Source organism: Streptococcus sp. FDAARGOS_522 (assembly GCF_003812445.1).
GTDB classification, from domain to species: domain Bacteria; phylum Bacillota; class Bacilli; order Lactobacillales; family Streptococcaceae; genus Streptococcus; species Streptococcus agalactiae.
Genome location: NZ_CP033808.1, coordinates 1,591,204 through 1,613,780, shown reverse-complemented (window position 1 = coordinate 1,613,780; position 22,577 = coordinate 1,591,204). Strand labels below are relative to the sequence as shown.

Sequence of the window (22,577 nt, the reverse complement as noted above, 5' to 3'; positions counted from 1 at the left end):
TCTTCAAAAAAACTTTAAGGACATTTGTATGCTAGATATATTATCAGAAAAACATCTAGAAAGAAAGCAGCGTATTATTATCTCTGCAATAGTTATCGCCTTAGCTGCTCAAATAAATATCTCAATACTTGCTGATGGGTTTATTATGACCTTATCTTTGTTCATTTTGCCTGTCTTTTTATATTTTAATGACGACATTAATCCAATTCTTCTCTGTCTAGGAATTACTTTTGCTTCTCCTATCTTCAGAGGAATCATATTAAGTATCGCTGGCGAGGCTGAGATTCATCAAATAATTGAATTCGTTTTAACTGATATGGCGTTTTATATTTGTTATGGCATCACCTTTTATACTATTTATTGGCATCGTTCCTACCGTAATAAAGGTACTTTTTTCTTTTCTATCATTATTTGTGATTATTTTGCCAACCTTGTAGAAATTAGTTTTCTCATAAAGTTTAACAATTATACTATAACTATATTCGCTACTTTATTTGCCATAGCACTTTTGCGAGCTTTTATTAGTTGCGCTGTGGCTTATACTTATAGTTATCTATCACTTCTCTTACAAAAAGACGATCACGAACGTCGATACTATTATTTTATGTGGTCAACTTCAGCCGTCAAAAGCGAGGTTTATTTTATGCAAAAAAATATCATTGAAATTGAAAACATCATGAAAAATGCTTATTTATTAGATAAAGAGTTATCCAAATATCACCTACCTAAAGAATACCAACACCTCTCTCTAGATATTTCGCGGGACGTTCACGAAGTTAAGAAAGATTACCAAAATATTATTAAAGGCTTAGGAACCTATTTTAGTGTAAAAAATGAATCAACTATGGCATTGAAAGATATCTTTCAAATTGTTTTATCTTATACTAGGAGTATTATTCAATTTCGGCATCAAGATATCATTATTCTCGAAAATAATAAATGTAATTTGATAATATCAAACTATTACTATTTACTAACCATTATTTCCAATATCGTTTTAAATGCAGTAGAAGCTATTGATAAACAAAAAAAGGGTACAATCAGTGTTCACACAGAAGAATTAGAAGATTTTATTAAAATTGAGATTAGTGATAACGGACCAGGAATACCTGATAAAATGAAACACATGATTTTCAAACCTGGATTTTCGACTAAATTTGATGCTAATGGTGATATCTATCGAGGAATCGGGCTATCCCACGTGCGTATTTTAATGGAAGAGCAATATCAAGGAACGATAACTGTTTGTCCTAATCAGCCAAATGGAACAACATTTACACTGTTATTCCGTAAAAATCGATTTAAGTTAGGAGATAATACGTGAAATTCTATATTATTGATGATGACCCCACTATCACTATGATTTTACAAGATATTATTGAAGAAGATTTCAATAATACAGTAGTCAGAGTGAATAATGTCTCCAGTAAGGCATACAACGAATTGCTGATTGCAGATGTTGATATCGTATTGATTGATTTATTAATGCCAATATTAGACGGTGTAACATTAGTCCAAAAAATCTATAAACAGCGTTCCGATTTAAAATTTATTATGATTTCCCAAGTCAAAGATAATGATTTACGACAAGAAGCATATAAAGCAGGAATCGAATTTTTTATTAATAAACCCATTAATATTATTGAAGTAAAAAGCGTCGTGAAACGTGTCACTGATACTATCGAAATGCAAAAAAAATTAAATACAATCCAAAATCTCCTAGAAAATACGCCATCATATCAAAAGCCTATAACGACTAGTAACCTCACTAAAATCCGTTCAATACTCAGTTATTTAGGTATTACTTCAGAGACAGCCTACACAGATATTCTTAACATCTGTGAACTTTTATTAAAACAAGAATTAAATTTTGCCCAATTTGATTTTCAAAAAGAACTTTCTATCGATGAACACCAACAAAAAATCATTTTACAACGTATTCGTCGTGCCGTTAAAAAAGCTATGATAAATATGGCTCATCTGTACATTGATGATTTTGAAAATGAATTAACACTGCAATATGCTAATGCATTGTTTGGATTTCAGAATATCCATAATGAGGCACAACTTATTCAAGGAAAAAGCATGTATGGTGGTAAAATTTCACTTAAACGTTTTTTCGATGAACTTATTTTACAGAGTAAAACGTTTTAAGACTTGTTTAAGCATGGCCTTATATACTATAACCATCCTAAAACTTTCCTTTTCATAAATCTCCAACAAACACCTTGTCTACCGCAAGGTGTTTGTTTTTGCTTCTAGTTTATCGTTTCTGACAATTTAAATGTCAGATAGTTGTTTGAATGTCTACTTTATGCTAATATAACCCTAATATCATACGACCTACACTCGTTACGCACTAGAAAGTAAATTACATGATTTCATTTGAAAATGTTAGTAAATCATATGGTGATCATACCATCATTGATAATATTAGTTGCCATATTCAAAGAGGAGAATTCTTTGTCCTTGTGGGGGCCAGTGGCAGTGGTAAAACTACCATCCTCAAGATGATTAATCGTCTCATCGAACCAAGCCAAGGCGCTATTACTTTAGATGGGGAAAACATTACATCACTTGATTTGCGACAATTACGCTTAGAAACTGGTTATGTCTTGCAACAAATTGCACTTTTCCCTAATTTAACAGTTGGAGAAAATATAGAACTTATCCCTGAAATGAAGGGCTGGTCAAAAGGTGACCAAAAAAAAGCCGCTAGCGACCTTCTTGATAAGGTGGGTTTACCTGCTAAGGACTACTTTAATCGCTATCCTCATGAGCTCTCTGGTGGTGAACAACAACGCATAGGTATCTTACGAGCAATCGTTGCTAAACCTAAGGTACTACTTATGGATGAGCCATTTTCTGCTTTAGACCCTATCTCAAGACGTCAATTGCAAGATATCACCAAACAATTACAGTCTGAATTGGGTATTACATTAGTGTTTGTCACCCATGACATGAAAGAAGCTATGCGTCTTGCAGATAGAATTTGTGTTATTAAGGAAGGTAAGATAGTGCAATTGGATAGACCAGAAATAATTCAAAATAATCCCTCTGACCAATTTGTTAGAACCCTATTTGAAGAGGAGAACTGAGTATGACAACACTAATCACTACCTTTCAAGAGCGTTTTGGAGATTGGACTCAAAGTCTTATTGAACACCTCCAGCTATCACTACTAACACTTATTTTAGCAACCTTAATTGCTATTCCACTCGGTATCATCATTAGTCATTATAAAAAAATCAGTCATGTTGTCCTTCAGATAACTGGGATATTTCAAACAATTCCTTCTTTAGCCTTGCTTGGTTTATTTATACCTTTTATGGGAATTGGAACTGTACCAGCTGTCGTTGCACTAATTATTTACGCTCTATTTCCAATTTTACAAAATACTGTAACAGCACTGATGCAAATTGATGCTAATCTCATTGAGGCAGCAACTGCTTTTGGAATGACACGTTGGGAAAGGCTTAAAAAGTTTGAGTTAGCTTTAAGTATGCCTGTTATCATCTCAGGCATTAGAACTGCCTCTGTTATGATTATTGGTACAGCTACATTAGCTAGTCTTATCGGAGCTGGTGGCCTTGGATCATTTATTTTGTTAGGGATTGATCGCAACAATCCTTCTCTAATTCTCATAGGGGCAATCTCTTCTGCTGTCTTAGCTATTATATTTAGTGGTTTAATTGGATTACTAGAAAAGGCTAGATTACGAACCATAGCCGTTTCTGGTATACTTTTACTAGCAGGCTTAGGACTATCCTATGCTCCAAAATGGATGCCTGGAACAAATACTGCAACGATAACTGTTGCAGGGAAGTTAGGAACTGAACCAGATATTTTAATTAATATGTACAAAGAACTTATTGAGGATCAGACAGATATCAAAGTTAAGCTTAAACCTAATTTCGGAAAAACAACTTTCTTATATCAAGCCCTAAAATCTGGTGACATTGATCTTTACCCAGAGTTTACAGGTACTATTACATCAAGTTTACTTAAAAATCCTCCTAAAGTAAGTAATAACCCTAAACAGGTTTACAACTTAGCCAAAAACGGTATTTTAAAACAAGATAAGTTGTCACTTTTGTCACCTATGGCTTATCAAAACACCTACGCTGTAGCTGTTAAAAAAGATTACGCTGAAGCTAATCAACTCAAAAATATCAGTGACCTAAAAAAATTAGATAAACTAAAAGCTGGTTTCACTTTAGAATTTAAGGATAGAGAGGATGGGAGTATTGGTTTACAGAAACATTATGGTTTAAACCTTGATATCTCAACCTTAGAACCTGCTTTACGATACCAAGCTATCAATAGTAAAGATGTCAATATTATTGACGCTTACTCTACCGATAGTGAATTAATCCAGTATCAACTTCAAATTCTCAAAGACGATAAGCATCTATTTCCGCCATATCAAGGAGCACCGCTACTAAGGCAAGATACGATTAAAAAATACCCTCAAGTAAAAAAAGCTCTCAATAAACTTGCTGGTCATATCACTGAAAAAGAAATGCAAGAAATGAACTACCAAGTAGCTGTAAAGCATAAATCAGCAGCTACAGTAGCTAAACAATATTTAAAAGCACATCATATTATAAAGTAGATTCAAGCAATCAATGGTATTAAATGATTTAAAAAGAGCATGTCGCATGACATGCTCTTTTTAATTGCCAAATAAAGCTTATTTAACAATCTTAATTTTACTATCTTCCATTAATAGGGCACAAATAGCACAAATTAACCAGGACGAACGAGAACAAGAAATATAACGTTCCGACCACAATGGTGTAAACTTCTTCTTATACTTGTGTAAACCATTAAATGAGTAGAAATGACTACCGAAATGATAGACAAGATACGCCATTCTCTCTTTAGCAAAACTTGTTTCAACGCGACCAACTCCTGATAAAGGTGCCATCCCCAAATCAAAATAGTGGTATCCCTTCTCTTGATAATAAGAGAATAATGATAAAAAGAGGAAATCCATAACGCCATTCGGAATTTTCTGTTTATCGTGACGCATTAAATCAATAGAGATAATACTCTTTTCATAGTTTGGCATAATATTAGCAAAAGCAACAACTTCGTGTTCAGCATTTTTTACCAAAGCTATTGGGGCTTGTTGGAAATAATCTTTATTAAAATATCCTAATGAGAAACCTTTTTCAGGACGTCCTTCTAACCAAGTATTAGAAATCTCTTCCAAACTATTTAGTAGCTCTTGACTATGTGGCGATTGTACAACTTCGAAATAGAAACCATCCTTTTCAACTCTATTTAGGGCATTTCTGAAAGGTTTGTACTTATTCCCTTTAAGAGTAAACGTTTCTAAATTAACTAAAGCATCCTCACCAACTTTCATAAAGTCAAAACCATACTCATGTAAAAGTAGTGTCAACTTCTGTCCAATACTGTAAAAAACAAGGTCATAGTCTAGCTTATCAGCATCATCAATAAACGATTCAATAGCTTCACGAATATAAGTGTCATCACCGGCTGGTTCACCCATAATAAGACATTTATTATTGACAATTACAAATTGGAAAGCAACGCAATCTTCTCCATTTTTTTGGTACCAGTAGAGCCTTTTATCATTTAAAAAGGCTAAACCGCTATCCGAAGAACCACCATAAGCTTGAAGTAGTTTTTTATAACGATCCACATTGAACACATCGCCAATCTGACAAGATTTTCCTTGTAAAATCTTAACCAAACATAAATAAACGAGAGTAAGAATCAACGTAGCCAATGCTATCGGCTCCCATGCTATGATATAATGCAGGCGTTCAATACTACCACCTGTAATATGAGCCCTGATAGGGAATAGTAGTCCTGCAATATAAAATAGAACTCCCATTAAACTAACGATAATGACTCCATCCTTAATACGCTCTTCCCAGCTATAAATAAATTGTTTTTTATAGAGAGTTGGCTTAATGACTAATAAGCCTAACAATAGTAAAATAAACCAGAAAGATAGTCGCCAACTAATATGACCTAAATTAAGATAAAACAATGTCAAAATAATCCAGATAATAGCAATTGGAAAAGCATTTTTCACTTTTTGATCAATAGTTCTAGCTAAGAGAATAAAACAAACCCCCAGCAATAAACCTGGAAACTGCCATAACATTTGTTCTTGTAATGGGTCCAAGCCTAGCTTCTGCAACCACATAATATAAGTAATATTTTCAAAAAATGCTGTTGAAAATATTAAGAATGCACCTAAAATACGCATCAAATGGCTCACCATGGTTTGTAGAACAGTTGATACTAACTCTTTCGGGACATTTTCATAACGTTGATTTATTTGACTACCTAAATAATGGATAAAGAAATAGATACCTGCAAAGAATGGAATAATATAGTAGGCTAAACGATAAAGTAATAACCATGCAACCACAGTTTCTTTAGGTAGCCCCTCGGCAGCAAACCCTGTAAATAGAACTAGTTCAAAACTTCCTAATCCACCGGGAATAAGGGATACAATCCCCACGGCACAACCAATACAAAATAGTGGTAAAATTTTATAAACTGGTAGATGAATGCCCATTAAATAACCGATAATTATAAATGCTGCGGCCGCACATCCCCATTCAAAAAAAGAAACAACACCTAATTTTATACGAGTACTAGATGGCATATCTCCGAAATAATGGCTTCCTTTATGACCAGAAATCCAATAAATAACAGGAAAATACATACTAGCACCAATTAATACCAAATAATAGTAATCAACACTAGCTTTGGCATGAAAAATATGGCTCATGATTAAGGCAATCACACTAATAAATGACAGACCAGAAATAAGATAGGGTAAAAAACGAGTCACTTCTCTTAGGTCACTCTTCTCTTGACCTTTTTTACCATAAAAAGCCATGCGCAACCCAATATCGATTAAGCCACCGAATCCTGACAAGTTATTAAAAGTGTTGATACACCAACTAGTCTGTAAAATATACCTTTTGCTTTTATCTGTACGTAAAAGTCCATTCAGTACAAAGTCATATCCAGTTGTCGGTAAGACAGCGATAACCCCCACAAGGATAATTAAGAAAAGATTCATTGGAGATAATTGCCCAAAAACACTCTTTAGTTGCTCAACAGAAATAGTTCGTTTCAAATGAATCATTTCAACAATAATAAGCACTAAAACAGATATAAAAAATACAATTTTAATCACAGAAGTCAGTGATTTGACTTTTTCAATTAGCTTTTTCAACAATTTCTCCTTTCAACGTATCGTTGATAAACTTTTTTGCAATAATATTAAAAACATGGGAATCTTGCTTAATAATGTGATGCCCAAAGCCAACTAAAGAATAAAACTCCCCCCTTGGAAAATAAGAAGCAAGTTTCTTAGAATGATTTAACTTAATTATGTCCTTATTTCCAACCAAAACCATTACAGGAGTTGACACATGCTGTAAATCAGCTGGACTAATCTTCAAATCCTCTAACATAAGCGAAATAACTTGAGCTTTTTGCCTCATATACGGAAAGAGTTTCCCTAAATAGTGAAGGAATTTATAGGCAATCCTTACTAAAAGAATATCCCACCATCGCTGACCATGAATAGTCAGGTTCCCTGAATTAAGCAAAAGCCCTCTAACCATACCTGGAAACATCGTTTGAAAAACTAAAGCTAAATTAGCACCATCGCTATGGCCTACCAATATAACTTTATCAATCTCTAAATGAACTAAGATATCCTTTAAGTCAACTGCTATTTGCCTGAAACTAATGGTATTTAGCTTTGCATGACTTTTGCCATGCCCTCTACTATCCATAACAATAACTTGGTAATACTTAGAAAAATATGCTATTTGCTTATCAAAATAGCGACTACTTAAGCTATTGCCATGTAAAAAAACAATCGGTTGACCTTGACCAACGACACGATAATAAATATCTGAACCATCTTTAGTATGTAACCAGTTCTCAGTCATAACCAAAGTCACCTCTCTTTGAATTCGTAGTTATATTATACTATTTTTAAAGACAAATTACTTAAACTACCTGTATTATGAGAAAAAAATGATTACTAAAAGCCGTTCAACTAAATCGAACGGCTAAGTAGTATTAAAATAAGAATGTTAAAAGAGCTAATATAGGTAAACCACCCTGTTTTAATAAGATTTTTTTATCAACTGTCAAAGCACCATAAACAGCAACTAGCAACACATTGATTAAAAAAATAGCTACAATTTCTTGATTCTGTGAAATATATAACCCATAAAGGAGGAATAGACCAATCAAGCCGTTGTATATACCTTGATTCTTAAAAAGTTTAATAACGGGTAAATATGACAACTCTTCTTTAGACATACTAAAAATCTTCCCAGTCATATTTGACTGGGTGGCTAACGTCTCCAAATACATAATATAAAAATGTTCCAAAGCAGTTAATGTTGCAATAATTATTGTTAAAGTAGACATATCTTCTCCTCCTAAATACTTTGACATACCATATCATACTGTTAGTCTATCACTAGATACTTTCTATTAATCTTCTTGTTTACGATAAATAAGAAGAGCAAGTATCATCGATGATACTAAAAAGATTACTAGCATTCTCCATTGATGGTTAACGTCTCCCGTCAACGAGATGGTCTCTCTTAATCCTGAAACAGAGTAAGTCATCGGTAAAAATGGTTGAATTGTTTGAAAGAACTTAGGACTCAATTCTATTGGGTAAGTTCCTGCGCTTGAACCAAGCTGGAATAATAATATTAATAACGACAAGAAGGAACCATATCTATTATCCCATCCCACTAAAGCAGTTACTAATGCCATCAAAGTCCATGCTGTCAATAGGATAATAAAGTATGTTTTTCCAGGGTAATCTGGTTTAAGACCTATGAATTGAACTGCAAAAAATAAGATAGTTGCTGCTAGAGTTGCAATGAATCCATTGATTAATAATTTATTTTTAGCCCAACTAAAACGATTATCTGGCTCTTTGCCAGATAAAGCTTTCGCAAAAATAACATTGGCTGATAAAGCTACCACCATCAACGCAACTGAAATCATGTATGGTGCCATTCCAACACCATTCGTATCAACGCTATCATAATCTTCATGCTTGATAGTGACTGGGCTAGATACTGCATTGGCATTATCTTTATTTACAGAAACCATGGACAACTGGTCCCCAGCTTTCCCCAAAGAACTTGATAATTGAGAAACACCACCTGACAACTCTGTCAACCCATCTGTCAACTGATGTCCTCCCCCAGCAAGCTTATTAGAACCATCTGCAATTCTATCAGAACCACTAGCTAATTGCCCCGCTCCGTCTCTCAATTGATCCGATTTACTATCTAAAGTTTGAGCTCCCTGACTTGCTTTTTGTGTTCCTGAAATCAATTGATTGGATTTACTATCTAAAGTTTCTGCACCTTTGCGTAATTGCCCTACAGCATTCGTATAATCCGTGATTCCTTTTGTCAATTTTTGACTACCTTGATATAACTGCTTAGTAGCCGTTGGCAATTTTTGAATTTTATCTAAATCTGAGATAGCTTTTAATACTAAATTGTTAGCTGTTCCTGACAAAGTTTGAAGATTTTGTGAGTTATTATTAGAAGGGGTTGAACTAGATGCTTCACTAAGCACAGTTTTCATATTTTCTATATTTGAAGAAATATTTGCTGCAATTGTCTCAGCTGAAGTAGGTGTTCCAGTAACCGCTGAGGTAATTTGAGATTGTTGCTCAGGGGTTAAACTTTTAAAAGCTGACGTTGATTGTACCGCAGTCATTTGCTTTTGTTTATCAGCAGCAGCCGTATTCATCAAAGCCTTTGTACTTGATTCAATAGTTGATAAAAAATTAAATAACTTACTATTAGTATCGCTATCAGTAGTTGCTGTCGATTGTAAATTTGTAATAATCTGATTTAGATTCTTTAATCCATCTGAAAGGTTCTGCAAAGTACGTTCTTGCTCTGGTTTTAGTTGAGTTGCTTGTGACAATTGTTGTAAACCATCCGTCAACTTTTCTGATCCTTCCACCAATGCTTGAGACTTATCATCTAATTTTTGACTACCTTCACTCAACTTATGCACACCTGTTGTGTAAGCAGTAACACCATCTGATAATGTTTCTAACCCGTTAGATAGGGTCCCCACACCATCTGTATAAAGGTTTATTCCACTATTTAGTTTATTAGCTCCTCCAGAAAAAGTTTGACTAGAGCTTGCTAAAACATCTAAATTACTTGTCAAGGTTTGACTGCCATCCAGTAGCTTATTAGAACCATTTAATAATTCTTGACTCCCATCAGCAGCTTTATTGATACCTGTTTTCATAGAACCCATATTTTTAAAAACTGATTCAGTATAAGTCCCTGTAATAGATTCTGCTATCTCATCTTTTAGTTTATTAGCTGCTGTCTCACTCATTTTTGAAGCTACAAAACTACGCCCCTTAGTAGTTTTATAAGTAATATTTAACCTTTCTGGTTTTTCTGTCATGAGAGTTGTCGCTTTTCTAGAAAGATCTTTAGGAAAGGTAATAACCATATAATAGTGACCCTTTTCTAATTCTTTTTCTGCTCTTTTAGCCGTTGTAAAATGGAAATCTAAGCTATCATTTTTAGACAAATTGTCCTCCATATCTTTGCCAATTGAAATAGTTTTTCCATTTAATTTAGCCGATTTATCTTGGTTAACGACTGCCACAGGTAAATTTTTAGTATTCCCATAAGGATCCCACATTGAGCTTAGAAAGATAACATTATATAGCGTTGGAATCAGTGCAACCCCAGCCATCGTAATCCATAATTTTGGGCTTTTTATGATTGCTTTTAATTCGTCTAACATTTTTTCTCCTATTTTGGACATATTGTTCATTTTTTTGATAAAATATATTATACAGTGATGATAGATAATTTCAAGATAAAAATCTCGTTTTTGGACACTGTGTTTAAAAATGTACAAAAATATTAAGGGGTAATTAATATGGTAAACGATACGAGGAGAGAAAAACCAAAAAGAGCTATTGAAGCAGCTATGATTACGTTATTAAAAGATCAGAGCTTCGATGAAATTTCAACGATTAATCTAACTAAAACAGCTGGAATCAGTCGTTCTAGTTTTTATACTCATTATAAAGATAAATATGAAATGATTGATCAATACCAACAGTCACTCTTCAATAAAGTCGAATATATTTTTGATCGCAATCAATTTAAAAAAGAAGATGCCTTGCTCGAAATTTTTCAATTCTTAGATAGAGAATCATTATTTGCTGCTCTCTTAACCCAAAATGGAACAAAAGAAATTCAGACCTACACCCTTAATAAATTACAATTAATGCTTTCTAAAGAATTACCTGAGGTCAATCCAGATGCAACAAAGTCTGATATCAACCGTTTGTATTATAGTGTCTATCTCAGTCATGCTATTTTTGGAGTCTATCAAATGTGGATAACACGAGGAAAAAAAGAAAGCCCTCAACAAATTACACAAGTGCTACTCAGTTTATTACCTCAAACTTAAAACCAGCCTTCCTTATAGGCTGGTCATTTTTAGTTAGGTTTATTTTATCCTCGTTATAGGATAACAACACTAATATGGACTGACATTATAAATGACGATACATTTGAGAAGACATATCTAAAAATTGGCCTACAAGCTCGTTATGTTCTCCTATAAAATCAAAGAGCTGATCCTCACTCAGTACACCGCATTTGAGATTATTTTCTGCTTGTTCTGATAGTCTAAACCAGTCTTCGCTACCATAAAATTCTCTTAATTTCACGTAATCTTCATAGTGCTTTTGAAAATCATCTATAGCTTCTACTAATGCATTGATTCTAGGTTTGAAGCTATCATACTTCTCTTCCATTTCTTCTATTTTTAATCTATCATTTAGATTCATAATAAAATCTCCTTAGTTATATAAGATTCGACGAGATAAGTTATCATTCTCAAGTATTTGTAACGTTAATTCTACTATATCCTTTTTACAAAGTAAAAAATTACTCATTACAAACTGACAGTGTTGATTTTTATTCTAATGTTAGTTTAAAATCTTTTTGGTTCATTAAATATAATGACTCACTAAAAAGTATATAACAAAAAAAGCCTATAAAATAGGCTTTTAAAGTATGTAATGTAATAATTAAAGCATTTTGTTGTACTGTATTTTTGAGACTTCCTTAAGGTTGCTTTACAAGTCTTTATAGCTTTAAATCAACATTTTAAACTTTTTTTGTCAACATTAGTTGACATTAAAATTTCCTTCAAAGTTAGCAAAAAGTAAGCAAAAATTTAATTTACAACTCTGTCAATCAATGAGTTCAGCAGGCAAGAACTAGCACCCAATAAAGGTGCTTTTTAGTTTGCTGTAAATCTTGCGTTTTTATTTTTTCTTAAACAGTTTGATATAGTCTTGTTTGCTATGGATAATATCAGATACAAAAACGGCTTTTCTGTCTTCTAAAATGTGATAAAAAGCTAGGTAGTCCCCTAAAACAATACAACGAGTATTATGTGGCGGATAAATAGTTTCACCTACTCTGTCATCTGCGTTAAATCCTGCTTCTGGGAAAAATTCAAGACGTTCTAGCCCGTAAAGAATATTGTTGACGGTGTTAGCCCCTGCCTGCTCCGAAAAGTAAGTAGTTTCAATATAGCTTTTTATCTCCTGTAATTGTTCTTGTACGGTTTCAGGGATAATAAGGCTATGGGTTTTATTATCAGATACCAAGGTTAGCCCTCACTTCACTAGCGTTGTATACCCGCCCATGCTCTAAATCGTCAAAACTTTTAGCAATTTCAGCTCGTAAACCTGCAAGTAGTTCAGCTCGTTCTTTATCGGTGTCAGTCTCAAAAGGTAAGGCTTTATTTTGTACAATGTTTTCTAAAAACAAATTAAAGCTAGCTGTCATGTCAAGGTTTTGGGCTGCGATAATAGCTTTAGCTTTCTCTAGTAAATCACTGTTGGTTTTAAAGTTGACCTGCGTATTTTTTTCTAAAGCGTGCATAGTAGCACCTCCTTTTAGTTATTATAACACTTTAAACTATACCTGTATAGTTGCATATATCCAAGAGCCTATGCTGTTGTTATTAACACACCATTCCTATAACTCTGGGCGAATTCAAGCAAAGCTCTTTTCTTAGTCTCGTAGTACCAACTTTGACTTTTGTTAAGTTCTGCTATGATGTCTTGCTGAGTTTTTTTCTCACTAATCAAGTAACACTCAATCAATATCTTTCTGTAGTCTATCTTAGACAGTTGGTTGATAGCATACTTGATAGCGTCTAGCTCCTCTAAGGCACATTCTCGGCTTATTTCAAGGTGTTCTCTGCGCGTGGGATGATATTTTATATCAAACTGGTAACGCTCGTTATAGCTTAAATCAAGGCTATTGGCGATACGTTGCCATCTATGAAACTCTTTTAATTTACGAATAGCGTTCTTCTTGCTCATCTAATACCTCTAAAGCTTCTCTATGTAATTTGAATGCAGTATTCCTTGAATAACCTAGCTTGTCGGGTATCTCATCCCATGATAAGTCATCCACGTATCTAGCTTTGATAACAGCTATCTGTTTTTCCGAATGTTATAGCCAGTATTTGTCCCCCTTATCCATATAGTAATGGAATCTCTTCCAATGATATAAGTATTTAGTCATTCTCATGTACTTTGGACGCTTAGGAAAGTCATCATAACTATAATAACCATGTTTGTGTTTTGCTTTTGAATCTACTTTCAGACACTCTTTAAAGGCTAGTTGCCAATAGTATTGACAATCTGTCTTACTTCGATTGAATGTCGCTTGATGAAGCTTCTGACAAGTACCACAAGCAAAGGCATGAGAAGCCTTAAATAACTTTCTACAACGTCTCTCACAGTCAGGACACAGGAAGAAGTAGCGCTTACCACCATAAGTTCCTGGTATCGTTTCAAGTAAGAATTCTTGCCCCTCATAATGGACGATTAGGTTATCTAGGTCTATGGTGATAGATTGGTCATTTATTGTTCCTGTAACTCTAGTCTTTTCCTGTTTCTTCATTGGTTTAATGATACTCTCAATAGCTAGTTCTAACATCTTTTCTCCTTAGTATTCAAATAACCCAAAACTATTGATAAACGACAAAAAGAGGGAAATCCCTCTGATTGTTTATTTAACCAGTAACTCACCCTCAATAGCCATATCATACAAATAATTAAAGCCTTGGCTGATAGATTCAAGTACAGCTCCTAAATCCTCTTGAGTCATCTTTTTATAATTCATGGAAACGTGTTCGGCGAGTTGGTTGTGGTCTGAGATGAAAGCCATGAATATGTCTTGTTTGTCCGCTTTCTCTTGGCTATTGTCAAATAAAGGAACCACGCGCTTCTTGTCAGTACTTTCAACCTCCTTTAGTAACTCAGTTTCTTGAGCTACGTCATCAAGTTCTTCATCCGTCATATCCTCAGGTTGGTTGTAATAGTCCTTAAAGCTGTCACAGATACGCTTGAAGACCTTATTTAGTTTTCTGTCTTCGGCATATTCAAGTACTAACTGGTTAGCATGACCACCTTGATCATCATTGTGATAAGTTGCGTCAATCACTGGTTGCTCATAGCTCCCAGTCATATACCCTAGAATGGCATGACAGGCAACTTGCGCAGTATCAAAGTCTTTAAAAGTATAGTGGAATGTAAATGTTTTTGGTGTGTCTGAAAATGTTCTCATGTTATTTCTCCTTTGTGATTGCTATAATGTCTGATAAATTGATGATGGCTACCCAGTTTGGTTGTTGCCCAGATAGAAGATATTTGACCAACTCATTATAAAGGGTGCAGTCTCCTTGTATAGTGACGGTGTTACCGCCTCGTGTGTGTAATTTTAGTTACCTGTACAAGACCAATAAAGAAGTTGTGGTACTCATGTCTTCATAATTGCCATAAGTTGCTTCTGAAAATTTAATGTCTATCACAGATACCGATAGGGTAAATTGATTGATTCGATATTCAAAATCATCCAGTGATTCTTTGTGTTTTTGATAAAATAGCTTGATTTTCATTGTGTTTGTTCTCCTTTCTCAACGGGTATAGCAAAGCCACAGTCAAAGACCCAGCGATAACCACGGCGTATGAGTTCTGGTCTTGTAAAATCACAATCACCAGGTTTAGACTTGGTGTTGAAATTGATTTTGCTGATGAAGTCATAACCGCATTGACCATTGGGAAGCTCCAATCGGTATAGCTGGTCGTTTGGCAGGTCATCATAATGGTAATGCATTTTCTTTATGCCATGATTTGTATAGTTAGGATTCATATGTCCCTCTTTTCTCTCTAAAATGTGTGTTATTAACATTTAAAAAATCAAATAGCACAGCAAAAAACACAGGGCTAAAGCCAGTTGTATCAAGGGTTTTTGACATTTTGTGTTTTTAGTAGCATTAATTTGACCAAAAGACTTTCTTTTTTTGCACGCGCACTATTAGTTATAAATATTATTATCTATAGTATTAAATACTACTAATACTACAATAGAGTATAAAGCTTATAATACCAATGTTTTGGCTTGTGTTATTACGTGTAGTTTTTATGTAGTATTAGTGTAGTTTTTAAACTCGTTCATAGTAAGATACGGGAGTGCCACCTTTAAATAGTCTTTTTCTTGCGGGATTCTCTCCTTTTTTCCAGCCGTCATCATTATCTAAATGGTCACGTATTTTTTGAGAAATAAGAGCTTTACCGCCTTGCGTTGGTTTTTGGTTAAACCCCAGATAAGCAATATGGTTAGGACTTGTGACCTGGAGTAAGCAATTTGTCTGTGCAGAAGGGTAGTCACTATAACTTTGAGCATTATCTAAAGGTTCTCCCAACTGTTTTAGGACGTATTGCCGTTGTTCATACTGTGATAAACTATCCCAACCTTCAACAATTTGAAACTCATTCAGTAATTGGTCAATGATTTCTTTGTCAACGTCTTCAACTTTATAATCTTCTTGAATATCAGCTAACTGATTCATCAACTCTTTAGATGGTGTTAGTGGTTCATAATTGTTAAACCATACTTTGGCTTCAGCGAGTATCTGTAAGAAATAATCTTCTTCCACCTCCATAGGATGTTTTTCCACGTCATTGATACCACATTCAATAGGGAAGAAGCGTCTTTCTGTTCCACTATCCTTAAGAAAAGATTTTTTGTTAGCTGTCCCGATAAAGACACAGTGCCTTGGATGAGGAGTGGCTTTACGTTCATAAGGTTCACGATAAGTATCACTATCTGAGGAAATGAAGCTTTTAACCGTTTCAATTTCTGCCTTTGACATACCTTTTAGCTCCCCTAGCTCGATGATGGCATTGGCTTGTATCTTCTGATAATCACTATCATTTTTACCAAACTTGATTTCTGAATCGGTGTGGTAGCTAGGAAGCAAGCGCTTAGTAACAGTGCTTTTTCCAGTTCCTTGTCTTTTATCAATGAGAATAGGAACGACTTCAAACTTTACTTTACGGAGATAAATTCTAGCTATAAGACCTGTTAGCCATACTTTGGCAATTTCTCTATTATAGGAATTATCAGCACAGCCTAATAGATCAATAAAGTAGCGTTCTCCTCTAGCTTTACCATCCCATTTTTGACTTTCAATACGCTGTTTAATGGGGTGGTAAGAGTTCTTTTTAGCTAAAGCGGTAATAGCTACCTCTATATGTTCTTTACGAGGGGTAAACCGATATTTATCATCAATGAATGCAATACAAAGGCTGGTCTGTTCATTCGTCCATAGCCCTTTTTCTTTAGACCAAGGGAGTGTTTTAGTGATTTCAATAGTTTTTTCAAATTCGTTGTATTTAATACCTGTGAAGATATTTTCGTAGAATTCAAAAACCTTACCGACATTGTAGGGGCTACTAATGACATATTCTTTGTCTCCTCTACCTTTTCGCGTCCTGAATGCAGGGGCAAAAGCAGGTTGAGTGGCTTGTGATAGTTTATTTTGATAATCTTTCAATTCTTCCTTTTCTATGGCTTGATTCCTCTCTTTCTTAGTTCTGTATCGAGTATGCTTCTAAAAGTTTTGTCTATCTCATCAATGGGTAGTGGCTTAGTTGTCACGCTGTTAGCTATTTGTACCAGCTCATAAGCCGTCTCTAAATCACAATCCACCCATTTATTAAATAGCAAACCAACAAATTTAGTTAAGGCTACATTACGTCCGCCTTCGTCTCCAAAACCATTAAACAAGGTATCTATGACCCTCATGGTAATAGAACGCTGACTTCTAGGGCGTGACGTGTAAGTAGTAGTAACCTGTCGGTTGGGTGCTTTAGGGACAGGATAATCAAGACCACGGTTCACATAGCGCTGATAGTCTTCTGGGTCGCCTGTTGTGACGGGTAAGCCTTGTAATTGCGACCAGGTAAGACTAGCTAAATCAAACGGTAGTCCAATCTTATTAGCTATCTCCTTGACCACTTGTTTATACGTCGTTTTGTCCATAGTGTCACTAGGCTTCACGACAAGGCGATAGCGTGGCTTCTCAGGGGTGTGTTTAATCGTTGGATAAATAAATATAGCTGTATTCCCAAAGTGTCTTAGAAACGATTTTAGGCAGGTTTACGTCTGTTTCTATCTCGTCATAGTCAAGAAAAATCAAATCACGATAGACTAGACTAGCATTATTGCGCTTATAGCTACCGTTTTTCTCTGGGGTTACCTTGCCACTCAAACAGTACGGAGCTTGTGTTCGCTTGTATTCTTCAATATCGATAGCCTCAGGCGTTTTCATTGGTTTAAACTGTGCGATATAGTCAAACGGTTCTAATTGTCCTTTGTAGGGGTACAAATAAGAGCTAAAGCCTCTTGCTTCATAAATAGCCATCTACACATCCACCCCCAAAAAGATAAGAATATCACTGACCTTGTAATAATGTTTCCTTGTGTCTTCTAGTGGTGGTTGGTATCGTTTTAACCCAGCGTTTTCCCACCGCTTTAGGGTTTTACCTTTGATATTTAATTCCTCTTTGACCTGTTCAGCCGTGATCAACCCTAAAACTCTTGGTTTAGGTTGCTGGTATACTTCTAAGAAGCGATTAAAAGCGGTCAGATTTTGTTCTAAGAGTTTTGCTTCATAATCTTGACTAAATACGTTCATACTAACCTCCTTTGAGTAATTCCTTATAACTGGTTAAATCGGCATTCAATAAGACACTTAGGCGTTGTTGTTCCTTTTGTACTTGATTATAAAAGGCTTTAGCACCATCTAGTAATTCTTCTTTATTAGCTGGGATAAAGTAACCACGATTGAATCCGTGTCTAATGCCAATAATAGGGACGTTGTAGCGCGTGATTAAGCTACTTGATGATACTTTGGACGGAGCGTTCTTCGCGTTTCAGTATTAAGCCAATCTCTGCCCTGTAATGGGATTGTCTGCCCCAACCTTAATCAGATTAAGGACACGTCTATAATTTTCAGGCAATGTCATTCAGTTCCCCCTAATTGTAATAATGGTTCTGTGCTTGAATATAAGCCCCATAGTTTGCATTCTGACGTGGTTTAGGTGCTTGGGTATCTTCTGGTAAGTCAATCTCTATTAATGGCTTAGAACGGCTTAGAAGAAGCCCTATGAGACCTAAAACAATGAATAAAATAAGTGTCTGTGTTAGTGTAAAGTTAAGTTCTTGCATGGTTACAACTCCTTTCTGTATTTATGTGTCATCTTATCATGGTCAGAAATAAGGCACTTCAAAGCGCGACAACTCGTGTTTATAATTGCACTAGTTGTTTCCTTACTATATTCTTGAGCAGCCAAATCTAGGACATTTAGAATATCCATAAGTTGACCGCAAAGACCTTCATAATCTACTAAAATGTCGTTAGCGATTTCATTTAATTCTTCAATACTCCTCATGCGGATACCTCACTTAAATAAGTTTCTAATTCCCCTGTGTCTTTCTCTGAACATGGTAAACCGTTAACGGCTCTAAAGACAATCTCTGTGGTTTGTTTATAACCTAAAGCGCCCCATGCTTCTTCAAAAGTAGTGGCACTTTTCCTGAATGTAGTCGTATACTCTGCCATTACATTAGCAATAATCACCCTAGCGATATGATGGTTATATAGTCGAGCAAAATAGGCTTCCGCTTTATCTTTGCTGAGTTGGCGTTTTTTGAGCATTTCTCGTTGTTCAGGAGTGTATCTATCTTTTGAAAAAGGATTTGTTTCTACTCTATATTTCATTATGTTTTTTCTCGCTTAATTATTATTTTCTGTGTAATTGCTTGTTTCTTATACTAGATTCATGCTAGTTTTATGATTAGTTCATGTTAGTGTATAATTCTGCGAATAACTCGCTAGGGATACGCTCTAGCGCTTTTTGTTGTAAGTGGATAGCTTTAATTCTATCTTGTGTTTTGGTTTTAATGTCTTCTATAATTTCGGATGTTGAAACCACTTGTTCATAGTAAATGCTAGCTTTATAAATGAGTCCTTGTTCTTTTAATTCCTTGTTAGCCATCTTTTCAAGAGTAACTTCATGTAATACTTCAACATTGCGATAATGACCGTTTTTAAGGTCGAATGTTAGCCATTTTCTACGCTTCCAATTATATAGGGTACTTCTGCAAACTTCTGAATTCCCAAATCCAAGAAAAGAAGCGATTTCTGTTAATGTTTTCCCTTCAATTTCAGATAGTTTATAAGCGACATTTTTAAATAGTACTCTCGGATTTCTTTTTTTCTTAATCATATTGTTTTGATTTTTGAGCACACAAAAAGCGCACTCCCTTTCTGTTTTTTGTGTTGACTGAAATAGAGTACGCATGTATAATATTTACGTACTCACTTTGTGGGTCGAGCGATAGCATAGTAACCAAAAATTGGCGTTGGCGGTTACTGTGCTATTTTTTTGTTTAGTCTGACAAATCTTCAAGGGCTTTTCTGATTGCTTCTGGCTTTGTTAAGCCATGATTATCAGCATATGCTTGTACCTTTTCATCAAGTCCTTGGCTAATTCTAACCGTTATCTTGATATTGTTCGGTTGCTCGCCCTTTGGTGGTCTGCCGACTGCTCTTTTGTCAGTCATTGTATACCTCCTTAGTTTTGACGACATAATTATTATAATTAAGTCGTCTTAATAAGTCAACCCCTAAATCAAACTTTTTTGCGTACTCTATTCAGTTGTTAAAGGACTAATTTTTTAATATCGTTATATTCTGCATTGAGCTCCAATAGGACAATTACTTTTTGTTCAAGTTTTCTATATCGCGTCAACTCATCAGCACTTAGGCAATCTAATGCAATTTCATAACCTACCCGTGACTGTTTCAGTTGTTTAGCAGTCTGTCCTGTGACAGATTTTAGCAAAAGGTCGCTAATAGCCTTGTAGCTCCATTGATTAAAGTGTTCCCAATCCTTGATAGCTTGTGTTAATTCTTTATGATTAGACTTTTCAAGCTCTCGTATCAGTTTAAAGTTAGCGTTTTCTCTTTCTAGTTCTTCGATATGGTCATAAATCCATTGACGAAAGATTTTACCTTTCTCCGTTTTGGACAGCATACCGATCTCAAAAATTCCTCGCTTATTGAATAGTCGGGTCTCGTATTGTTTGCCATCAGTAGCTGACAATTTGTCAGTAACTGAAAATCGCTTTTCTTTGAGGTAGGGTTGGCGCTCTATCATCTTTTCAATAGCATTTCGGCTCTTATATCCAAATCTCTGCGCTAATTGTTCAATCGTCACAAAAATATTTCTATTCCTGTCCAGATAAAAATCAATTTCAAGTTCTCCAAAAGAACTTTTTACTTGTTTTATGATATTCACTGTTTTACCTCGTTATTTGATTATTGTTGTTTTGTCGGGGAGAACTGCAACTGTTAAGTCGTTGCCTGCTCTGCGGTAGTATGATACAATGGAAGTATCAAATCTTTTACTAAAACCCCTTTAATAATAGCTTGCCTGCTTTATTAATTGAGTTTAGTTATACTAGTTAAAGGCTCTGCTGATTGGTCTCGGTAAGCCTTTTTTTGTTGTTTTCACGCGCATTTTTGCGCTTTTTTTAATTTTTATTGTAGATTGACTCAGACACACTGATATTCAATCCGAACTTTTCTTTAATTCCCATGAGTTCCACAGTATCATCTAAAATCATTTCTCTAGCAACTAACATATCTGGTGTCATTTCTGATTTTTTAACCATTTTTGAATATCCAAACTTGTTGGAAACGGCTTTATTTGTGATTGTGTTAGCTTTAATCAAGTCTTTCTTAGATACCCTATCTAAGCTATTAGTCAATCTTGCCATAGCTTCTTTTTGATGTTCCTTATCCAGCATTCTAAAGACCTCAAAGCCTTCTAGACCAGTTGCTTGTCTTAACTGTTTAATGGTTTCAAATACCCAAAACTTAAATGATTTTGCTTCTGGTTTACGACTTGAAAAAATAGTGTCATAAATTCCAAACTCGTTAACAATTAGCATTTCTTGTTGACGTCCTAAACTGTCTGCGACGTGGTCGGTTGAAACGACCTCATCAACTAAACGCTCTTTCACACGTTTTGGTTTTAAGTCTAGCGCGTGACAAATATCAGCAAGAACTGCCCACCATTCGCCTTGGTGCTCTACAAATCGGATATCATATCCATTCCATGTTTCTGTTCTCAATAAATTGTCCTTTCTTTAGTAATCTTCAGCAAGCCATTCCATGACTTTTTGATAAATGCCATTTTTTACTTCTCCGCCATTACGAACTTTGCGATAAGTCACTTCTGTAACTCCAATTTCAGCGCTTGCTGATTTAGAAGTTAATTGTTTATCAGCTTGTTTTCTTCGGATAGCTTTTGCTTGTGTTGAGGTAATAAGCAATAATTTCAACTCCTTTCTTTGCTAACTTTTTGTTAGTTAACAGGTTTTATTTTAGCTAACTTATAATTCGTTGTCAAGAAGGTGATTCTAAAAAGTGTAAAAAAAGTTAGCTTAGTTTTCTTTTTATGATATAATCGACTTGAGGTAATAAATTATGAATAGATTGAAAGAATTAAGAGCTAATCAAAAAAAGACTCAGCAGGATATGTCTGAGTTTTTGAATATGAGTCGCCGAGGGTATCAGAAAATAGAGAATGGTGAAAGCCAAATCAAACCAGACAAAGCCCAAGCCCTAGCGGATTATTTTAACGTGTCTGTGGGGTATCTGTTGGGGTATAGCGATGATAAAAAAGACCCAATGCTAACCAGCTTTGAATTAGCTCGAAAAGATGATACAGGAGAGTATTTTGATTTACAAGACATGGTTACTCTTATGGATATATCTATGTTGAAAAATGTAGATACTCGCGATAAGATACTTTCAAATTTAAAAGAATATTATGATTATTATGGTATTCGAATGAAAGAAGAACACGAAATAAAAGACAGTGAGAAATTCAATGCTTTTTTAGCAGAATTTCAAGAAGATACAAACGACTATATCATCATGCTGCTTACGGGTATAGTTAAACTTCGTGATGACATTCGTTTCACCTTATTGGATATTCTAGCTATGGAAGGTGAGAAACTAGAAACCGTTAAAAATGTTGTCAAATTTATATCTGACAATGGTGACAACTAACCCACGCGCCA

28 protein-coding genes and 3 pseudogenes are annotated in these 22,577 nt (G+C 34.8%); 6 read left to right on the top strand and 25 right to left on the bottom strand.

Features of this window, described 5'->3' with window-relative positions; genetic code table 11:
- Positions 1–28: 28 nt before the first annotated feature.
- From EGX70_RS08460 to EGX70_RS08445, 4 genes are all read left to right on the top strand, one after another.
- Positions 29–1,324: an ATP-binding protein gene (locus tag EGX70_RS08460; protein WP_000884290.1), complete on the top strand. Its 1,296-nt coding sequence runs from the start codon at positions 29–31 to the stop codon at positions 1,322–1,324.
- The gene (locus EGX70_RS08455) at positions 1,321–2,154 is read left to right on the top strand and encodes a DNA-binding domain-containing protein (protein WP_000675242.1); all 834 of its coding nucleotides are present in this window, start codon (positions 1,321–1,323) and stop codon (positions 2,152–2,154) included. The genes EGX70_RS08460 and EGX70_RS08455 overlap by 4 nt, the downstream gene beginning before the upstream one ends.
- A 221-nt stretch (positions 2,155–2,375) precedes the next feature.
- Positions 2,376–3,098 carry an ABC transporter ATP-binding protein gene (locus tag EGX70_RS08450; RefSeq protein ID WP_000622721.1) on the top strand — a complete coding sequence of 241 codons (723 nt, stop codon included), beginning with the start codon at positions 2,376–2,378 and terminating at the stop codon, positions 3,096–3,098.
- 2 nt (positions 3,099–3,100) lie between these two features.
- Complete coding sequence (locus EGX70_RS08445) at positions 3,101–4,615, top strand: ABC transporter permease/substrate-binding protein (protein ID WP_000209279.1); 1,515 nt, start codon at positions 3,101–3,103, stop codon at positions 4,613–4,615.
- 78 nt (positions 4,616–4,693) lie between these two features.
- On the opposite strand, the gene mprF is transcribed toward EGX70_RS08445, so the two are convergent.
- The 4 genes from mprF to EGX70_RS08425 all read right to left on the bottom strand — a co-directional run bounded on the left by mprF (position 4,694) and on the right by EGX70_RS08425 (position 10,836).
- Positions 4,694–7,234 carry a bifunctional lysylphosphatidylglycerol flippase/synthetase MprF gene (mprF, locus tag EGX70_RS08440; protein WP_000733240.1) on the bottom strand — a complete coding sequence of 847 codons (2,541 nt, stop codon included), beginning with the start codon at positions 7,232–7,234 and terminating at the stop codon, positions 4,694–4,696.
- A complete protein-coding gene (locus EGX70_RS08435; protein ID WP_000138570.1) occupies positions 7,218–7,961 on the bottom strand; it encodes an alpha/beta fold hydrolase in 744 nt (247 codons plus the stop codon). Before EGX70_RS08435 ends, mprF begins: the two co-directional genes overlap by 17 nt.
- Before the next feature lie 133 nt (positions 7,962–8,094).
- Positions 8,095–8,451 carry a DUF1304 domain-containing protein gene (locus EGX70_RS08430; RefSeq protein WP_000105934.1) on the bottom strand — a complete coding sequence of 119 codons (357 nt, stop codon included), beginning with the start codon at positions 8,449–8,451 and terminating at the stop codon, positions 8,095–8,097.
- A gap of 66 nt (positions 8,452–8,517) precedes the next feature.
- Positions 8,518–10,836, bottom strand: a complete 2,319-nt coding sequence (locus EGX70_RS08425) for a YhgE/Pip domain-containing protein (protein WP_000883414.1) — start codon at positions 10,834–10,836, stop codon at positions 8,518–8,520.
- A gap of 138 nt (positions 10,837–10,974) precedes the next feature.
- On the opposite strand from EGX70_RS08425, the gene EGX70_RS08420 reads away from it, so the two are divergent.
- The gene (locus tag EGX70_RS08420; RefSeq protein ID WP_123948071.1) at positions 10,975–11,514 is read left to right on the top strand and encodes a TetR/AcrR family transcriptional regulator; all 540 of its coding nucleotides are present in this window, start codon (positions 10,975–10,977) and stop codon (positions 11,512–11,514) included.
- Between the two features lie 85 nt (positions 11,515–11,599).
- Here the strand turns inward: EGX70_RS08420 and EGX70_RS08415 are convergent, their stop codons facing one another.
- From EGX70_RS08415 to EGX70_RS08315, 21 genes and pseudogenes are all read right to left on the bottom strand, one after another.
- Positions 11,600–11,896: a DUF4298 domain-containing protein gene (locus tag EGX70_RS08415; RefSeq protein ID WP_001052249.1), complete on the bottom strand. Its 297-nt coding sequence runs from the start codon at positions 11,894–11,896 to the stop codon at positions 11,600–11,602.
- Positions 11,897–12,379: 483 nt separating this feature from the next.
- The gene (locus EGX70_RS08410; RefSeq protein ID WP_000253103.1) at positions 12,380–12,727 is read right to left on the bottom strand and encodes a type II toxin-antitoxin system RelE/ParE family toxin; all 348 of its coding nucleotides are present in this window, start codon (positions 12,725–12,727) and stop codon (positions 12,380–12,382) included.
- Positions 12,717–13,004, bottom strand: coding sequence for a type II toxin-antitoxin system RelB/DinJ family antitoxin (locus tag EGX70_RS08405; protein WP_000543070.1), 288 nt, complete (start codon positions 13,002–13,004; stop codon positions 12,717–12,719). The genes EGX70_RS08410 and EGX70_RS08405 overlap by 11 nt, the downstream gene beginning before the upstream one ends.
- A 68-nt stretch (positions 13,005–13,072) precedes the next feature.
- Complete coding sequence (locus tag EGX70_RS08400; protein WP_000038826.1) at positions 13,073–13,450, bottom strand: ArpU family phage packaging/lysis transcriptional regulator; 378 nt, start codon at positions 13,448–13,450, stop codon at positions 13,073–13,075.
- Positions 13,425–13,577: pseudogene (locus EGX70_RS08395) on the bottom strand (DUF1492 domain-containing protein); the annotation flags it as partial. The gene EGX70_RS08400 and the pseudogene EGX70_RS08395, both read right to left, overlap by 26 nt.
- Before the next feature lie 6 nt (positions 13,578–13,583).
- Positions 13,584–14,072 carry a hypothetical protein gene (locus tag EGX70_RS08390; RefSeq protein WP_000891151.1) on the bottom strand — a complete coding sequence of 163 codons (489 nt, stop codon included), beginning with the start codon at positions 14,070–14,072 and terminating at the stop codon, positions 13,584–13,586.
- 72 nt (positions 14,073–14,144) lie between these two features.
- A complete protein-coding gene (locus EGX70_RS08385; protein WP_001258765.1) occupies positions 14,145–14,702 on the bottom strand; it encodes a hypothetical protein in 558 nt (185 codons plus the stop codon).
- A gap of 157 nt (positions 14,703–14,859) precedes the next feature.
- Positions 14,860–15,033 (bottom strand): hypothetical protein, encoded by a 174-nt coding sequence (locus tag EGX70_RS08380; RefSeq protein ID WP_000694573.1) that lies wholly within the window; start codon positions 15,031–15,033, stop codon positions 14,860–14,862.
- Positions 15,030–15,287 (bottom strand): hypothetical protein, encoded by a 258-nt coding sequence (locus EGX70_RS08375; RefSeq protein ID WP_001069293.1) that lies wholly within the window; start codon positions 15,285–15,287, stop codon positions 15,030–15,032. The genes EGX70_RS08380 and EGX70_RS08375 overlap by 4 nt, the downstream gene beginning before the upstream one ends.
- A 292-nt stretch (positions 15,288–15,579) precedes the next feature.
- Positions 15,580–16,974 carry a VapE domain-containing protein gene (locus EGX70_RS08370; protein ID WP_000656430.1) on the bottom strand — a complete coding sequence of 465 codons (1,395 nt, stop codon included), beginning with the start codon at positions 16,972–16,974 and terminating at the stop codon, positions 15,580–15,582.
- An 11-nt stretch (positions 16,975–16,985) separates the two neighbouring features.
- A pseudogene (locus EGX70_RS08365) lies at positions 16,986–17,844 on the bottom strand (primase alpha helix C-terminal domain-containing protein).
- Positions 17,845–18,117 (bottom strand): hypothetical protein, encoded by a 273-nt coding sequence (locus EGX70_RS08360; RefSeq protein WP_001100460.1) that lies wholly within the window; start codon positions 18,115–18,117, stop codon positions 17,845–17,847.
- A 1-nt stretch (position 18,118) separates the two neighbouring features.
- A pseudogene (locus EGX70_RS11235) lies at positions 18,119–18,448 on the bottom strand (hypothetical protein).
- 10 nt (positions 18,449–18,458) lie between these two features.
- Positions 18,459–18,650, bottom strand: a complete 192-nt coding sequence (locus EGX70_RS08350) for a hypothetical protein (protein ID WP_001157003.1) — start codon at positions 18,648–18,650, stop codon at positions 18,459–18,461.
- A 2-nt stretch (positions 18,651–18,652) separates the two neighbouring features.
- Complete coding sequence (locus EGX70_RS08345) at positions 18,653–18,874, bottom strand: hypothetical protein (RefSeq protein ID WP_001256559.1); 222 nt, start codon at positions 18,872–18,874, stop codon at positions 18,653–18,655.
- Positions 18,871–19,203 carry a hypothetical protein gene (locus EGX70_RS08340; RefSeq protein WP_000877499.1) on the bottom strand — a complete coding sequence of 111 codons (333 nt, stop codon included), beginning with the start codon at positions 19,201–19,203 and terminating at the stop codon, positions 18,871–18,873. Before EGX70_RS08340 ends, EGX70_RS08345 begins: the two co-directional genes overlap by 4 nt.
- 76 nt (positions 19,204–19,279) lie before the next feature.
- A complete protein-coding gene (locus tag EGX70_RS08335; protein WP_001259478.1) occupies positions 19,280–19,786 on the bottom strand; it encodes a hypothetical protein in 507 nt (168 codons plus the stop codon).
- Between the two features lie 88 nt (positions 19,787–19,874).
- The gene (locus EGX70_RS08330; protein WP_000130289.1) at positions 19,875–20,048 is read right to left on the bottom strand and encodes a hypothetical protein; all 174 of its coding nucleotides are present in this window, start codon (positions 20,046–20,048) and stop codon (positions 19,875–19,877) included.
- Positions 20,049–20,146: 98 nt separating this feature from the next.
- Positions 20,147–20,785, bottom strand: coding sequence for a Bro-N domain-containing protein (locus EGX70_RS08325; RefSeq protein ID WP_001021397.1), 639 nt, complete (start codon positions 20,783–20,785; stop codon positions 20,147–20,149).
- 235 nt (positions 20,786–21,020) lie between these two features.
- The gene (locus EGX70_RS08320) at positions 21,021–21,623 is read right to left on the bottom strand and encodes a phage repressor protein (RefSeq protein ID WP_001258609.1); all 603 of its coding nucleotides are present in this window, start codon (positions 21,621–21,623) and stop codon (positions 21,021–21,023) included.
- A gap of 15 nt (positions 21,624–21,638) precedes the next feature.
- The gene (locus EGX70_RS08315) at positions 21,639–21,824 is read right to left on the bottom strand and encodes a hypothetical protein (protein ID WP_000909285.1); all 186 of its coding nucleotides are present in this window, start codon (positions 21,822–21,824) and stop codon (positions 21,639–21,641) included.
- A gap of 154 nt (positions 21,825–21,978) precedes the next feature.
- Between EGX70_RS08315 and EGX70_RS08310 the strand changes: the two genes are divergently transcribed.
- Positions 21,979–22,566: a helix-turn-helix domain-containing protein gene (locus EGX70_RS08310; RefSeq protein ID WP_001080836.1), complete on the top strand. Its 588-nt coding sequence runs from the start codon at positions 21,979–21,981 to the stop codon at positions 22,564–22,566.
- The last annotated feature ends 11 nt before the right edge of the window (positions 22,567–22,577 follow it).